A 15,379-nucleotide genomic window follows, 5' to 3' on the forward strand; every position below is an offset into this window, starting at 1 on the left:
TAAAACTAATTCTATAAAAAATGGAAGATCCAAACAATCCAAGTAAAGAAACATTAGAAAAATGGTCTAAAGACCCGAACAATTGGATTTGGGGAATGTTTTATTACAATCCAAAAGACAAACGCATCTTTCCTCCCAAGAAAATTGAATGGATGGGATTTACCACTAATTTCGCCAATACAAAATCGATTTTAGCAATGATAGGCATACTTTTATTTGCCGCTTTAGTCATCTTGACCATAGAAACCCAAAAAACACGATAACTATTCCTTTGTAATAAATCGTAGTTGCTCTACATCTCCATTAAAGATATTGACATCAACATTGCCTTTTATTCCTGAAATGGAAGCTTTTTCGGTGAATTGCCAGAAGAGCCAGTCTTCATCCATTTTTTCTCTGTAGAAATTATAATTAGCAATCCAAAATAGATAATCCGAGAATTCCTTTTTTAAGAAATCATCATAATAGCGTTCGCCAGTATAAATAATCGGTTTCATTTTGTAATGCGCTTCCACCATAGTCAACCATCGTTTTAAACCAATTTTCAAGCGCTCCATAGATTGATTCTCAGAAAGACGTTCAATATCTAAAACAGGGGGTAAATCACCTTTTTGCAATTGAACCGTTTTAATAAAAAGTTCGGCTTGTTCCAATGAATTTTCATCAGGACGGTAATAATGATACGCCCCACGAATAAAATGATTTTCTTTGGCTTTGCGCCAATTTTCATTGAATTTTTTATCCAATCGATCTTTACCAACAGTCGCACGAATAAAAACAAAAGACAATTCATAATCATCGTCTAAAGTCTTAACCTCTTTCCACTCAATATCCTCTTGGTATTCTGAAACATCAAAACCGGTAGCCTTGTTGCCTTTTTTCTCTAAAACTTGATAATTACGAACATCTGAAATATGCTTCTCTCTAGCCGCTTTATCCAAGAGCTTATCCGTTTTAAAACTAAAATAATAAGCCAGCCCGTTGCGGTAATGGTAGACAATTCCAAAGAAAATTAGTATTGAAAAAACAACAATAGCAATCTGAACAAGCTTCTTCTTCAGTGTTTTAGTAGACGATTTCTTTGGGGATTTTCGGGTAGTTATAACACGCCGCCTATGATTTTGCTTTGCCATCTAAAGAAAACTTATTATTCAATACCGACAACAACACATAACTTATAATCACAAGCGGTACTCCAGCGTATTTAAAAAACAGCACTAACAATAGTGCTAGGGTTATAAAACTAACTTGCAACAGATTATCTTTCAAGGTGAACTTCTTGATTTTTAATGAAAATAAAGGTATTTCGGCATTTAGAATATAAGCACTAAATGCTGTAATCAGTACTAAAACCCATTGATTTGTTAGCAATTCAAAAATAAAAAACGAATCCGAATTTTCAATTACTAAGGGCAAGCTTAACATAAACAAAGAATTAGCTGGTGTAGGTAATCCGATAAAAGATTCCGACTGACGGGTATCAATATTAAAAAAGGCCAAACGATAACATGACCCCATAGTAATTACAAATCCTACAAATGGAAAATAATTCCAACTCGTAATTTCATGCTGACCGTTTAATAGTAAATAATACATTACATAACCGGGAACCACTCCACTAGTAACCATATCGGCAAGAGAATCCAATTGTAAACCTAATTCGCCTGTAACCTTAAATAAACGGGCAAAAAAACCATCAAAGAAATCAAAAAATATTCCCAGAAAAACAAAGAAAAATGCCATTTGAAAATCCTGTTGGCTCACAAAAACAAGGGCAATACAACCACAAAAAAGATTTAATAATGTAATTGTATTCGGGACGTGTTTTTTAATATTCATTTCTTTAGCATTTTTGAGTATAGCCACAAATTTAATATAATTAGTGAATGCCTGCACTTATCTTAAACATCAATTATCAACAGAAAGAAATATTGATTATATATTTAAATGCATAAATACATTAGCTCATTAAAAAATGATACTTTTGAAAAAAATAACAAAGACAAATACTATGGCGGCTATTTTCACACCTAAAAAAACGGTATTCCTTTTATTCTTTTTTCTTTTTTTCAATGCCTTTTGGGCTCAAAACATCCAATTATCAAAAGATGCCAAAGTGAGCGTGATTACATGTGGCCTAGGAAATGAATCCTATTCACTCTTTGGTCATACCGCTATCCGAATTAAAGACGATGCCAATTTTATAGATGCTGTTTATAATTATGGTGCATTTGATTTTAACACTCCTAATTTCGTTCCTAAATTTGCCAAAGGGGACTTAGAATATTTTGCTGTGGTCCATCGCTATACTGATTTTATTAACCAATATACCTATGAAAATCGTTCAGTTGATGAACAAGAATTACAAATTCCACTCCAATTAAAACAACAACTTTTCGAGAACCTCAATACTTCACTAGCCTCTGGAGACAGTCATTACACCTATAAATTTATTGACAAAAACTGTACTTCGATGGTTGTCGATATTATCAATAAAACCCTAGGAAGCAACATAATCACTAAAAAAGTAGATACTGATTTGACTTATCGAAGTATTTTATTCCCTTATTTTGATTATCATTTTTACGAGAAATTAGGCACTAGCATTATTTTTGGTTCGAAAGTAGACCAATTGGGAACCAAACTATTTTTGCCTCAAGAATTACAAAAAAGCTTAAAACTTATTCAGTACAAGAATCAGCCATTAGCACCTGAAAACCAAACCCTGTTACATTTTGAAGAATCACATCTTAGTTCTTGGTGGAATAACATTTATACTTATATCCTTGTAATTGCTTTATTAGTAATTTTAAACAAAAAAGGGATTCATTATGGCTATTTTACTTTAATGGGAATAGTAGGCTTATTTTTCCTTTTTATGGGTTTCTATTCTGATCATTTGGAATTAACAAACAATTACAATGTCCTTCTATTTAATCCCTTACTGCTAGTTTTAGTTGTTTTTTATGCCCAAAAAAACCGCGTGTGGAGCTATCGCTTTTCGCTATTGAATTTAATTGCTCTGGCTGTTTATTTGGGAATACTGATTAATAAAGCGCATTTATTAATTGTAATGCCAATGGTATTGACTTCGGCATATTTTTTAATTCAAATTGCTTTAAAAAACAAAAAACCGATTCCACTCATCATATAGAAGTTACTGTCCTCTATAAAAAAGGATCGTTGTTATTGTTTTTAAGCTAATATTGAAATCCAAGTAAAAACTCCTGTGTTTGATATAATACAAATCGTATTGCAGTTTAATTAAACTATCGTCTATACTTTCTCCATAAGAGTAGTTTACTTGTGCCCAACCAGTAAGACCTGGTTTTATAATATGACGGGTTTCATAAAAAGGCATTATTTGTGTAATTTCTTTAACAAAAAAAGGACGCTCGGGTCGTGGACCAATTACTGCCATTTCCCCTTTTAAAATATTGACAAATTGTGGAAATTCGTCCATTCTGGTTTTTCGCATAAATCGCCCAAAAGCAGTTATCCTACTATCGTTATTGGTTGCAAAAACAGCATTTTGGGATTCAGCATTTACTACCATTGTGCGAAATTTTAAAATATTAAATATCACACCGTCTTTCCCCACACGCTCTTGGGTATAAAACAAACTACCTCTATTCGCAATGGTATTCATTAGAAATATAAATGGAATAAGAAGTATCATAATTACAATTCCAACTACCGATAAAACAATTTCTAACAACCTCACAATAGACAGATACAATCTGTTTTGATTGCTGCGGCTAAAAGGAAAAAAAAGATAAAAATCACGTTCAACATGCTTGACTGGTATGCGTTGCGTTTTTGTTTCATACAGCTGAGAATATTCTCTAATTACTTTGCCAGATTCTAGTAATTTTAATAACTGTTGGTATAAATCGGCTGTAATAGCTGCTTTTTTTTGAGTGGCTACCACTATTTCTTTAATTTTTGCTTTTCGAACAAAATTGACCAAATCAGTGGATGAAACTTTTTTAAGACTCGCTTGTTGAGTCGAAAAATTCTCCTCAGAATCACTCCAATAGGCCACAATTTTATAATGTGGATCGATACTCTCGATTCCCGAAACCAATTCGTTTAACTGTTCTTCATCACATATCAACAATGCATTTTGATGAAATCGTTTGGAGGCTAAAAAACGAACATAAAAAAGTCGCCAAAGCACTAAAGACAGAAAAATAACGACTAAAAAAGTAAAGATTTGTAGTCGGTTAGTAGGTAAAGAAGCGGCATAGAAAGGAGTTAAAAAATAGGCCAGAACCGTCGTTGTAACTGTTAGTATTGCACTTCTACCTATTAAAAACTCATTACTCGAAACCTGAAGATTGTACAGTTCAAAAATAGCACCAATAACTTTCAAATAGAAAATCAGCACTACTAAATGCGTTACATTGGAAACTGTAGTTTTTAAATAACTTAAATCAAAAAAAGAACCCACTGCATATAACGAAAACACAATACAAAGCACATCTACAAGATGTAGCATCATTTTCCTTTCAGAAATTTCAAAATGTATTTTGTCTTTTGGCATTCGTTTTTATCTCACTTCAATTTAAATTGCGTAGCACAGCTATTGAGATAGTTGCACTTATCGATACAAAAATATTATTTAAGTTGAAAAAAGCGCTACAATTTGCCGTTTATCTGTTTAAATGCAAACTATCCCTCCTGAACCTCTTCTTGTTGGACTTTAGGAGCAGGTTCTATAACCAGTTTTAATAAGGTTAAGGCATACACAAATGCTGGTGCAGCTATACGCATTGCGGCATGATTGATTGTAAGTAACCAAAAAAAATAAAACGAAAAAAAGTAAATATTTTGATAATTCAGAACATATAAAATAATCGGGGTAACTAACAGTATTAGAAGTATTAGAACCCCAAACATGCCATGCTCTGCTAACAATCTCGTCATTTCATTATGAGTTGCCACTTCTTCTCCTAACATTTCACCTCGATAAGACTTTCCCATACCTACACCCACACCCATAATTGGATTTTCTTTAAACAGTTCTAGTTCGGTACCAAGTATTTGTTCCCTTCCTCCCAATCGATCCTCTTTTACCCTACCTGCGGCATCTTGATTCGCATATCTTTTGGCAATTAAACCACTTGTTTGAATGACACTATAAGTCCAAATACTCAAAGCCAAAATACCCGTCACAAAAACAATCCAACTTACTTTCCTTTTTCCTGATGTATTCGCTAAAAAATAAGTCGCCAGAATCACACAAACTATCATTGCTACTCCTGAAATAACTCCTCCACGTGAAAAGGTAACAATGGCTCTGTAACTACAGGTTACTAACAAAAACCCGTTTAACAACATCATCCTTTTTGATTTCGATAAAAAAACCAATTGGCAAAAAAACACAAACATTCCTATGCCCAAAATGGTTGCCACTTGATTAGGACCAAAACCACCTGAGGTAGCAAAGTTAGACTGGGTTCCCGTAACCACCTCCCTTACCGAAGGATTGTACAACAATAAATAAGTTAGGGTACTTACTATGGGTAAACCTAAAAAAATCAAGCCATTATGCAATTGATTATACGTTATTTTTCTTTGATAACAATACAAAGCGCTCAAACCCAAACAAACTGGTCCCGAGATATTAAAGGTTATTGCCTTACGGATTTCTAAATCCAAATTTTGATTACTCATCGTCACAATAATCCCTGGTATTAGTAGCAAAAAATACAACCAATAAACGATACTATTTTTTGAAAAACCGCTCAATACAAAACCCAACAACATTAACAATGAAACGATTGTTTTCACGTATTCATTATTTAAATTCCCTCCTGTCATTCTTAAAAACACTTCGGCTCCCACTAAATAGGCCGAAACATAAAACACTTCATTATTTTGGTTGTTTTTACTAATGATATAATACACCCCAATAACGGCTATGAGTAAGGCATAGATTTTAGACAAAAAAGGAATAAAAAACAGGACTACCGCTAAACCTACATGAAGCGCAAGGAGTTGGATATAATTAATTTCCGATTTATTCATTAATAATTGTTTTTTGTACCCAACAAATATATTTCTTTATAGTGGATGTTGCCGAAAAATAGTGCTCTACTTTATCATTTAGCCTTTCTGAAAAGGTATCTCTTAGTGATGGATTCTCTATTAACTGAACCAATCGATTGTAAAACATTTCAACATCATTAGAAGGCACCAAAAAACCATTTTTATTATCTTCAATAAGAGCCGCTATTTGCCCAACATTGGTGGCTAGAACCACTTTTTTACCCAAAGCATATTCCAAAACAGCTACAGGAAGTCCTTCTGAAATGGATGTTAAAATTCCAATTTCAACTTGAGCTATAATGGCTTCAACATCCAAGCATGTATCATACATATAAAGCTGTTGGGACAAATTGTGTTCTTGTATACTGTTCTTTATCATCCTAGAATAGTCATCTTGTAAATCTTTGCCCAGCAAATGCAAACTCCAATCAGGATGGGACTCTTTGAGTTTAGCAGCCACTTTTACTAACATTAAATGATTTTTTTGCTCTCGCAAATTGGCCAAACATAAAATTCGTTTCCCCGCTTGACCTTTCAATTGTGTTGGTTCGCTAACAGCCTGATTGACTACTGCGAAATTGGGCAAATAGATCGTATTTTGACATTTCAAATATTCTTTTACCCAAAGATGTAACTTTTCATTCACTACGATCACAGCACTAAAAAACATACTTGCCAGTTGCAAAGCTCGTTTGGGACGTTCGGACAAAAAATCACTATTCCCATAATGGTCGTGCCAAATAATTTTAATTTTCGGGTAGCACAATTTAACCAATACTGCTAAAAAGAAAGACGAGCTGTGTGCCTGAATCACTTGCATTTTATTGTCACGAATGAATTTTCGTAATTTTAGAACTGCATTAACATCCCAGGTTCTTTTTTTATTCAAAAACAAGTAGGCGACATTGCGATTTAATTGCGCTTTGAGCAGTCCCTCTTTGCGTGTAGTCACTAGTGCAGAGAAAGCACAATTTTCCGCCAAAGTGTTGGCATAATTTACCGCCATTCGTTCGGCTCCGCCTGCCTCCAAGGAATCTATTAGTTGCACTACTCTCATCTGATTAGTTTTTGAATTTCTAATTCAAAACGTTCTAAGGTATACTTTCTTGACCAATGTATCGCTGCCGCACTTTTATTTTCATAATCTGCAGCATTATTTATTAGCCTCAGCACAGCCTCAGCATCCTTGTCCAGCTTTTTTTGCAATATAATCCCTCGATTCCCATCATCCAACATAAAAGGAATACAGGAAACTGAAGTAGCGATAGGAACAGAACCCCAAAACATAGCTTCGGCAATGGCTTTAGGCCAACCTTCACTTTTAGAAGCTAATACCACAAAATGACTCTCCTGATAAGCTTTTTTTAGCACTTCCTGATTTTGATTCCCATGTAAAATAACATATTCTTGAAGTTGGTTTTCTACAATGTAATGTTCTAAAGACGAACGCAAAACCCCCTCACCATAGATATCCAGCACTGCATTTATTTGCTTTGCTCTCAATTGTTCCAAAAGTTGTATGGTATATAAGGGATTTTTTCCTTCTACTAAACTCCCTACAAATAGCAGTCGAATGGTTTTATTAGCTTGTATTTTCTTTGGCTCGACTACTATTTCTTTCTCTGAATAACTGGCGGTAAAAAAAGGTGTAATGTTAACCGATTGATTACTCCATTCGCCATAGACCAAGACTTTCATGTTTCGAGTCAAAAAAGTATTCGCTAACAACCATTTTTGTAAACGATACGACCAAGGTTGCTTTGCTTTTGGATCCCAATTTCCGGCATATTTAGCCGTTTTAGGTTTGGATGGAAAAAGTATTTGTAAAAAGCAAGCTAACAATCCCACGTTGCCAGGACAACGCAAATGAATATGATCGGCTTGTTGCATGACTTTGAAAATAATTAAAACATTTTTCAATACTTTAGCTATGGATTGAAATGCCAACTTGATACTTTTAATACTGAATTCAGAGAGTGGAATAAGCCTTGAAGTTGAAAAATTTAATTCCGAAATCAATAGGTCTCTATCTTCATTCCATACAGGGCAACAAAAAATAATTTCATCTACAAATTTAGCCCATAGCTGCATTTCTTTTTCATAAGGAGCATACATATGTAATTTCCCTTCAAGCTTTATAATTGGTGCAGATGAAAACACTATTAATTTCATAATTTATATATATCCTTTAGAACCTTTAGATGAAATGATAACTGCAGGAACTCCGGATACTACATGATGCGATTCAACATTTTTAACCACTAGTGAACAAGCGCTTACTAAAACATCATCTCCTATATCAATAGCTCCGACAACAACACTATTAGCTCCTAAATACACATTATTACCAATTCTTGGAACGCCTCTACTTTCATTTAAACCTGATACACCAATAGTTACTCCTTGAGAAATATTGCAATTGTTACCAATAATTGCTTTTGCATTTATGATTACTCCTCCAAAATGACCAACATAAAAAGAATGTCCAATTGCCGCAGAAGATGGAATTGAAATACCTGTACTTATTTCAATCATTTTTTGCCATAGTAAACATACAACTTGACAAAATTGTTTTAAAATTGGAATCTTTAATTGATAAACAAAATGGGCAATTCTATATTGAAAAACAGCCCAAAAACCTTGAGTAAAAAAAAGTATGGAAAAAAATTCCCTCCATACTTTTTATATTTTTTATAATCTGAATAAATCAATTGAAATAAATTCATAAAATCTATTTTGGTTTATTAAAAAATAAACTGCACCAACCCACAAAACGCCCAAGGGCTTCTGTAAAAGCCTCTTTTTTATTCGCAGTTGTTACTGTATTTAAAAAACGAATTGACATCAAAAGTATCGTTATTGCATGCCATTTAAATTTATCTCTAAAAACAGGTTCTGGATTTTTTACTCTCCATACATACCAACCGTTCCGCACCACCATTTTACCGTAATGATATTGATTAGGTCTACCTGAGCTTTCATGGAAATGACTTATTTTGGCTCTTGTATTTACATACAATTTTCCTGTTTTTGCCAATCGTAAACTAAAATCGGCATCTTCATATAGTCCATATCCTTCAAAATATGTTGAAAATGAAAACGTCTCAAAAACGGACTTCTTAAAAGACGAAACGCCTCCCATAAGTTGTTCTACTTCATATATTTTTTGACTTGGAGGAAGAAAACCAACACTTCTACCGTGAGAATACAACGGAGAATAACCTGGAGGACAATTACTATCTAAAGCTAATTTTTTCCGCAACACAAAACGACTTCCGTCTTTACGTTTCCAGCCATCAAAATAGAATTCATTACTATTTGGAATATAATTAGCTTCTACTTTTTCCCACTTAATTTCATTTACAATATAACCTCCTACGCCTAAAGCATCAGGAAAAATAGTATAGGTTTTTATTAATTGCTCAAAATAATCATTCTCTAAAACGGTATCATCATCTAAAAAACACACTATCTCAGAATCTATAGCAGCTTTTGAAATCCCAAAATTTCGTTGTCTTGTCAATCCTCTATTGTCATCTTCGACCAAAAAATACTGCAAATTTAGAATTGCCTTTTCTTTTAAAATAAATTCTGTATCTCGATTTAAAGAACCATCAATAATTATAATTTCATCAGGATAAACGGTTTGCTCTTGAACGGATTGCAATAATCGCAACAAGGGTTCCGGACGCATATAAGTACATACGATTAATGTAAATTTCATTTTCTAGCTACCTTAAATAGGGAATAAACTTTTAAAAAATAGGCTTTACGTTCTAAATGGCTTTGCCATAATTTTCTATTATTCTGCTGCATAATTTCAAAATCTTCTTCACTTATTCTTTGATGAAAATCAATTAAAGACGCAACCATTTTATCTGCTTTTACAATAACACAATGCTTATCCCAGTTAATATCTTGGTTTAAAGGTAAACTAAAATCGGTATCAACAACAAATGGAATTCTACCCATTGCAAGCGCTTCGTAAAAACGAACCGAAAAATTTCCAACTCCACGCATACAAAAAGTATAAGGATGAGATTCCATATTTTCAAAAAACTCCAGCCTAGTTACTCTCTTTTCTTCAGTTGTTTTTACTCCCGCTCTGTATTTATCTCTAAATATAAAATGGGTTTCAACTTCTGGACTTTTCTCTAATTGTTTTAAATACTTGTACCTTTTACTACTAGATGAATAAAAGGGTTGAAAATCCGTTTGTATTTTACCTATCCAACGTTTAAAATTATAGTTCAAAAAAAGCAAATACTCTTTTATTCGTTTTACAAATGAATTATTAGCATGACCTACAAAACCAATTTGAGCCTGTGGTGATTTATCCAAAGTTCTAAATTCTTTTGCTAAAATAACATACGGATCATTTATAAAGGAAGGTAAAATAAATGTTTGCGAATCCAATAGAGTAGCAAAACCACCTAAGCGAAAAGTATACGCATTTGTAGATACACTTTTTCCATAATCGCCCCCTGAATACAGCCAAACTTTTTTATCTAAATCCGATGCTTTTTTGATAAAATCATTTAATTTTTGCTGCCTTTTAGAACTATCATAACGGGCAATATCAATAGGAACTACTGCAATATCACAATCAGCAATTTCAGAAACTATTTGGTATTTTTCTAATAACTCAGTATTTGGCACATACCATAAATCAAACAATAACGGAAAAACAAATCTTCTGTTTTCCGGTGTTAAATAAATTTGTTCTGTGTATACTTTTAGCATAAATTTATTTTTCCCTGTAATTTCTATAAGTTTTTAATCCTCTGTTAGATTTTTGATACAACAAGCATTCTATATACAACCTCAAAGCTCTGACCATTTTAATTAAAGATTTATTGAGTGGTTTACTGTTATTTCTTCTAGTTGTATCAGACTCATTAGCCAGTACAGATTTACTTCCCTCAATTGAAAAAGCCATAAATCTATTAGTTATCCCTATTTTTGCATTAGATTTTAAAATTCGAATTGCATATTCTGTTTCACCATATCTTCCAGAAGTTTCTTCTTGATAGTAACCATATTGATCATGAAAACCACTTTTAATAATAAAGGGATGGTCACTGTATTGATAAAAATTATAAAAAAAATTGTTCCAAGAAAATTTTGGTATTCTACTTATCGAAGAACTTAGTGGTATCGTTTCTTTAAAATAAAAATTTGAAGTAAAACGAATTAGATCTAAACTATTATTTTCTAATAATTCATAACATTCTTCCATTACATTTGATATTTCAGGGCTAATCATAAAATCTTCCTGACAATAAATAATATATTGCCCTTTACAAACTTTCAAGCCTTTATTGATATTAGCAGCCAATCCCTGATTAACTGTAGCTAAAACTAATTGATCTATTTCATATGATTGAATAGTTTTAATATTTTGAGGAGAACTTCCATCATCACTCACAACAATTTCATAGTTTGTAAGTGGAATTTTTCTTATTCCATTAATACATTGAGCTAAATCATAAGGTCTATTATAATGTGTAATTAAAAAACTTATTTTTAGTACATCCTCCATCCTTATATATTATTTGCCCAATAAACACTTCTTATCCATCTTTGTTTGAAGTTTTTATAAAAAGTAACATAATTACGAACTGATTCGTGTTTTAGTAATTTTAAAAAAGGACTAATTTATAACTTTTCAATTGTTCTCTTGTATAATACTTTTGGAGTACATACAAAATGGTAGGTGACGGTTTGGGCTGAATTTTATCTGCATCCCATTTTTTTTGGGTTTGAATCCTAAATCCTCCCATTGGTGCTTTTAGATGGGTAATTTTCAAATCGGGAAAATAAATAACATCAAATCCTTGATTGCGTAATTGCATTCCAAAATCGGTATCTTCACCATAACCAAATTCTAAGGCTTTATCAAATCGTACATTTTTAAGACAGCTATTTTTCACAAAACTATTACCGGAGCCAAAAATCCCCGATTGATGAATAGTATTATAGTGTTGGATTTCGTTCTGCTGTAAACAGGAAGTAGTTAAAGCCAATACCTTGTATTGTTCTATCTTTTCAAATGTTTTTTCAAAAAATATTGCATCAAATCGAATATCATCATCAGCTAAAAACACCCACTTACTACTTACCTCAGCCAAAGCCATATTTCTAGCATTACAAGCCCCTGCCTGATGTGTAAAAAAATGCTGAATTTGAAACGGCCAATTTCCATTCTTTATATAATCTAATTCTGGCAGGCTTTCTGGAATAGGATTCTGTTCCACAATGATTACTTTTTTAGGCAAATGGGTTTGTACCGCCAAATCCTTCAGGACATCATAAAGGTATTCTTTTCTTCCAATGGTTGGAATAATGACATCTATCGAAAAATCGCTTTCAAACTCTTTCGTTGATTGTACCAGAATAGAATCTAAATTCAATGGGATTTTTTTCTACTCTTAAAAAATAAAGCATAACAAAAAGGAGCCACTGGAAATCGTTTCTCAAAAAGCATTAGGTTTAAAAACAATAACAACAACCACCTTTTTTTATAATGCTGTCTTACGAAACGGAAAAGAGTGAAAAAACCAGCAGTAATTTTCGTATTACGCTCTTGATTAATCGTAGTTAGCAATCGAGGTTCGGAATAACAAAAAAGGCCTGCTATCATTCCTAACTTAGCCATTGAATTTAAAAAATATTCAAAATCTGCCCCATTAGGTATAAGTCTCCCCATTTTAAGTACAACCGAAGCATGTATACCACCTGCATCAGCACTCATTAACCAGGTAGGATATGATACTTGCTTATTGACCTTGATAAAGGGGGACTCTTCCACATAGCCAATAGCGGCTGGAATATAAAACTGCTTTGCCATCGTATAAGAGGCCATAATTTTATAATGATGGAAAATTTTTTCCAAATTATCACAATTCAAATATGAAGCAACTTCTTCACTGCACCAAATCAACCAATCTTGAGGATAATTCTCGGCTAAACGAACTAAAGCAGTAGCCATAGAAAACTGAGGAAAATCTAAGTTTTCACCATTTCTTACTACCTGAACTAATTTGTTATTGTTATGGTAAAGGATTATCACTTGCTATTTTTTTTATCTATCAATTGCTGATAAAAGCTTATATTTTGTTGCACTATTTTCTTCGTATCAAATTGTAACTCTACTCGCTGGCGAGCATTAGCACCTATTACTAAACACTGCTTTTTATTTTGTAATAGTTGTACAATTCTATGAGCAAATGTAATAGGGTCTTTTGGTGAAACCAAATAACCACTTTTACCATCTGTTATTAACTCCTGAGCCCAACCAAAATTAGAATTCACCACTGCTTTCTGCATTGCCATCGCTTCAATAGTCACCATGCCTAAGGTTTCTGCAAAAGTAGGAAACACGCAAACATTAGCTTTTTTGATGTAGTGCTGCACTTCCTCATAAGGTATTTTACCTAAATAATGCACCTTTTCGATATCCGAAGCCTTAAATTCTTTCCGTAGCAATTCCCAAGTTGAATGCGATTGTGAGTATACATCAGCAGCGTCACCTCCTATCAGAAGTAATTTCGCCTCAGGGAATTGTTCGCATACTTTGTTAAAAATAGCAGGCAATTCAAAAACTCCTTTTTTTCTAATTAGCGTTCCTACATACAAGATTAAACCTTCTTCAAATAAGGCTGGAGCCTTATTTTCAAATCGAGCCAAATCCAAACCATAATTAATAATTTGAATTTCTTTGTCTTTTAAGTTGAAAAGCTGTTTCGATAATTCACCTGCAAAAGAAGTTGGGGCTATAAAAGCATCTGCTTTTGAAATAGCATTTTTTTCAAAAAGAAATTCTTCCACTTTTGTTTTCGTTTTTCCAAATGACAAAAATAAGTATCACTTCCATGAAAACGAATTAGCAAAGGAATTTTGAATTTCATAAAGGCAGTAATCCCTGTCCAATCGGCTGCTTCAATTAAATCAATCTTTTGTTGTTTAATAACCGAATTGCAATAGTTCTCAATATATTTTCGATGAAAAAACCAAGTTAAAAATTGGAACTTTTTATACTTTATACTGTGAATTTGAATTTCATTATCGGTGAAAACTTTTTGTTCTTTTTGACCATACACCAATATTGTCACCTTAACTCCTTGATGGACTAAAGCTTTTGCTAAGTTTTGAATACTCGTGCCTATCCCAGCTGCATGAGCTAGCTTAGTATGAGGATATTCGGGAGTCAAGAAGGCAATATGCATCTATTTTATTTTAAAAAAATCATTGATAATTCTGGCTGTAAAGATTCTGGCACCGGCATCATTCATATGTCCACAGGAAGAAAAATATTGGTCTTCCTCTACTACCTTTTCGTAGTTATGAATTTCTGGATAAGCTTTTTTTACTTTTTCAAAATAGTCAATCCCTTTTGTATTTTCACACATGGGTGTCATTACAGCAATGAACTTAATATTATTGGCAGCGCAAATATTCTTTATTTCTTCGTAATATTTGTTTTTCAATGGCTTTAATGTTCTAATATCATTCTTCATCCTGCCTTTTTTATTTCCTAAAGCATGATATCCTCCTTTATCTAAAATATTCGTTGGCTGCTTACTAAAAGTCTTATACATTTCCCTGAAACCAATTAAAGCATCAAAATTAATATATCGATAAAAGGGAATGAAATAGATTTGCATATAATCAGGCTCAGGTGCAAAATGATTTTTGATTGTTTCAGAGTCGTGAAGGTAAGGCAAAAATTTGGCTGCAACTGTTTCGGAACGCTTTTCGTTAGACAAATTCAAATCGGCTTCCAGCATCAGTGTTTTAATTTTGTAGCCTCGTTCCATCATTAATTTTAACATCAACGAAGCTTCAAACAAATGCCCTCCACTGATTCCATAATTGAAGGTTTTCAAGCCTTTTTGCTCAAACATTTCGGTCACAAAATGGTTATTGGCTCTGGAAGACCCTAAAATGACTACATCATAATTTGTAGCTTTGGAATTGTAAACATAGTCTATTTTATTTCGATTATTCGAATGCAAATAAACTGAGGTATAGCTATAGTCTAATACTACTGCAATTAGCAATAGTATGATTATTGTTTTTATGGTGAATTGTAGAAATTGTTTCATTATTTTTTTTAACTGTATCTGTAAGAACTAATAAAGCTTTTCTTTATAGCTACTTTATGCGCTTTTTTCAACTTTTCGCAATCACTCGAGTTTGGCAGTTGCGACGAGATAAAAAAATGTGCGTTTGATTGTGTCATTCCTCCAGAGGAGAAATCTCATCTCGTTTATTACTTTTTCTTTACTCACTTTGTAGACTTTCTCTATGTGATTTCTCCCTT

Annotated in this window: 17 protein-coding genes; 2 read left to right on the forward strand and 15 right to left on the reverse strand. The window is 32.9% G+C overall.

Annotation, left to right across the window (positions count from 1 at the left end):
* Window positions 1-20: 20 nt before the first annotated feature.
* The gene (locus tag P5P90_RS06125) at window positions 21-263 is read left to right on the forward strand and encodes a DUF5808 domain-containing protein (RefSeq protein WP_278036285.1); all 243 of its coding nucleotides are present in this window, start codon (window positions 21-23) and stop codon (window positions 261-263) included.
* On the opposite strand, the gene P5P90_RS06130 is transcribed toward P5P90_RS06125, so the two are convergent.
* The gene (locus tag P5P90_RS06130; RefSeq protein WP_278036286.1) at window positions 264-1,133 is read right to left on the reverse strand and encodes a glycoside hydrolase family 25 protein; all 870 of its coding nucleotides are present in this window, start codon (window positions 1,131-1,133) and stop codon (window positions 264-266) included.
* Entirely contained in the window at window positions 1,114-1,839 is a 726-nt protein-coding gene (locus P5P90_RS06135) for a CDP-alcohol phosphatidyltransferase family protein (protein ID WP_278036287.1), read from the reverse strand. The genes P5P90_RS06130 and P5P90_RS06135 overlap by 20 nt, the downstream gene beginning before the upstream one ends.
* Before the next feature lie 145 nt (window positions 1,840-1,984).
* Here P5P90_RS06135 and P5P90_RS06140 point away from each other — a divergent pair, with 145 nt between their 5' ends.
* A complete protein-coding gene (locus tag P5P90_RS06140) occupies window positions 1,985-3,154 on the forward strand; it encodes a lipoprotein N-acyltransferase Lnb domain-containing protein (protein WP_278036288.1) in 1,170 nt (389 codons plus the stop codon).
* 3 nt (window positions 3,155-3,157) lie between these two features.
* On the opposite strand, the gene P5P90_RS06145 is transcribed toward P5P90_RS06140, so the two are convergent.
* From P5P90_RS06145 to P5P90_RS06200, 13 genes are all read right to left on the reverse strand, one after another.
* Complete coding sequence (locus tag P5P90_RS06145) at window positions 3,158-4,546, reverse strand: exopolysaccharide biosynthesis polyprenyl glycosylphosphotransferase (protein WP_278036289.1); 1,389 nt, start codon at window positions 4,544-4,546, stop codon at window positions 3,158-3,160.
* A 128-nt stretch (window positions 4,547-4,674) separates the two neighbouring features.
* Window positions 4,675-6,033, reverse strand: coding sequence for an O-antigen ligase family protein (locus tag P5P90_RS06150; protein WP_278036290.1), 1,359 nt, complete (start codon window positions 6,031-6,033; stop codon window positions 4,675-4,677).
* On the reverse strand, window positions 6,026-7,111 hold the full coding sequence (locus tag P5P90_RS06155) for a glycosyltransferase family 4 protein (protein ID WP_278036291.1): 1,086 nt from the start codon (window positions 7,109-7,111) through the stop codon (window positions 6,026-6,028). The genes P5P90_RS06150 and P5P90_RS06155 overlap by 8 nt, the downstream gene beginning before the upstream one ends.
* A complete protein-coding gene (locus P5P90_RS06160) occupies window positions 7,108-8,226 on the reverse strand; it encodes a glycosyltransferase family 4 protein (RefSeq protein ID WP_278036292.1) in 1,119 nt (372 codons plus the stop codon). Before P5P90_RS06160 ends, P5P90_RS06155 begins: the two co-directional genes overlap by 4 nt.
* Before the next feature lie 3 nt (window positions 8,227-8,229).
* Entirely contained in the window at window positions 8,230-8,589 is a 360-nt protein-coding gene (locus P5P90_RS06165; protein ID WP_278036293.1) for a serine O-acetyltransferase, read from the reverse strand.
* Window positions 8,590-8,785: 196 nt separating this feature from the next.
* Complete coding sequence (locus P5P90_RS06170; RefSeq protein ID WP_278036294.1) at window positions 8,786-9,778, reverse strand: glycosyltransferase family 2 protein; 993 nt, start codon at window positions 9,776-9,778, stop codon at window positions 8,786-8,788.
* Window positions 9,775-10,797 carry a hypothetical protein gene (locus P5P90_RS06175; protein ID WP_278036295.1) on the reverse strand — a complete coding sequence of 341 codons (1,023 nt, stop codon included), beginning with the start codon at window positions 10,795-10,797 and terminating at the stop codon, window positions 9,775-9,777. The genes P5P90_RS06170 and P5P90_RS06175 overlap by 4 nt, the downstream gene beginning before the upstream one ends.
* A 4-nt stretch (window positions 10,798-10,801) precedes the next feature.
* Window positions 10,802-11,596: a glycosyltransferase family 2 protein gene (locus P5P90_RS06180; RefSeq protein ID WP_278036296.1), complete on the reverse strand. Its 795-nt coding sequence runs from the start codon at window positions 11,594-11,596 to the stop codon at window positions 10,802-10,804.
* Window positions 11,597-11,696: 100 nt separating this feature from the next.
* Window positions 11,697-12,467, reverse strand: coding sequence for a glycosyltransferase family 2 protein (locus tag P5P90_RS06185; RefSeq protein ID WP_278036297.1), 771 nt, complete (start codon window positions 12,465-12,467; stop codon window positions 11,697-11,699).
* Window positions 12,464-13,126: a hypothetical protein gene (locus tag P5P90_RS06190; protein ID WP_278036298.1), complete on the reverse strand. Its 663-nt coding sequence runs from the start codon at window positions 13,124-13,126 to the stop codon at window positions 12,464-12,466. Before P5P90_RS06190 ends, P5P90_RS06185 begins: the two co-directional genes overlap by 4 nt.
* Window positions 13,123-13,884, reverse strand: coding sequence for a glycosyltransferase family 4 protein (locus tag P5P90_RS06195; protein WP_340696455.1), 762 nt, complete (start codon window positions 13,882-13,884; stop codon window positions 13,123-13,125). Before P5P90_RS06195 ends, P5P90_RS06190 begins: the two co-directional genes overlap by 4 nt.
* Window positions 13,830-14,282: a glycosyltransferase gene (locus P5P90_RS14160; RefSeq protein WP_340696456.1), complete on the reverse strand. Its 453-nt coding sequence runs from the start codon at window positions 14,280-14,282 to the stop codon at window positions 13,830-13,832. Before P5P90_RS14160 ends, P5P90_RS06195 begins: the two co-directional genes overlap by 55 nt.
* Complete coding sequence (locus P5P90_RS06200) at window positions 14,283-15,161, reverse strand: hypothetical protein (RefSeq protein WP_278036299.1); 879 nt, start codon at window positions 15,159-15,161, stop codon at window positions 14,283-14,285.
* Window positions 15,162-15,379: the final 218 nt, after the last annotated feature.

The sequence above is a fragment of the Flavobacterium nitratireducens genome, from assembly GCF_029625335.1.
GTDB lineage: Bacteria > Bacteroidota > Bacteroidia > Flavobacteriales > Flavobacteriaceae > Flavobacterium > Flavobacterium nitratireducens.

Coding starts and splice junctions, on each gene's coding strand:
- P5P90_RS06125 (WP_278036285.1), top strand. CDS start 21: ATGGAAGATCCAAACAATCCAAGTAAAGAAACATTAGAAAAATGGTCT.
- P5P90_RS06130 (WP_278036286.1), bottom strand. CDS start 1,133: ATGGCAAAGCAAAATCATAGGCGGCGTGTTATAACTACCCGAAAATCC.
- P5P90_RS06135 (WP_278036287.1), bottom strand. CDS start 1,839: ATGAATATTAAAAAACACGTCCCGAATACAATTACATTATTAAATCTT.
- P5P90_RS06145 (WP_278036289.1), bottom strand. CDS start 4,546: ATGCCAAAAGACAAAATACATTTTGAAATTTCTGAAAGGAAAATGATG.
- P5P90_RS06150 (WP_278036290.1), bottom strand. CDS start 6,033: ATGAATAAATCGGAAATTAATTATATCCAACTCCTTGCGCTTCATGTA.
- P5P90_RS06155 (WP_278036291.1), bottom strand. CDS start 7,111: ATGAGAGTAGTGCAACTAATAGATTCCTTGGAGGCAGGCGGAGCCGAA.
- P5P90_RS06160 (WP_278036292.1), bottom strand. CDS start 8,226: ATGAAATTAATAGTGTTTTCATCTGCACCAATTATAAAGCTTGAAGGG.
- P5P90_RS06165 (WP_278036293.1), bottom strand. CDS start 8,589: ATGATTGAAATAAGTACAGGTATTTCAATTCCATCTTCTGCGGCAATT.
- P5P90_RS06170 (WP_278036294.1), bottom strand. CDS start 9,778: ATGAAATTTACATTAATCGTATGTACTTATATGCGTCCGGAACCCTTG.
- P5P90_RS06175 (WP_278036295.1), bottom strand. CDS start 10,797: ATGCTAAAAGTATACACAGAACAAATTTATTTAACACCGGAAAACAGA.
- P5P90_RS06180 (WP_278036296.1), bottom strand. CDS start 11,596: ATGGAGGATGTACTAAAAATAAGTTTTTTAATTACACATTATAATAGA.
- P5P90_RS14160 (WP_340696456.1), bottom strand. CDS start 14,282: ATGCATATTGCCTTCTTGACTCCCGAATATCCTCATACTAAGCTAGCT.
- P5P90_RS06200 (WP_278036299.1), bottom strand. CDS start 15,161: ATGAAACAATTTCTACAATTCACCATAAAAACAATAATCATACTATTG.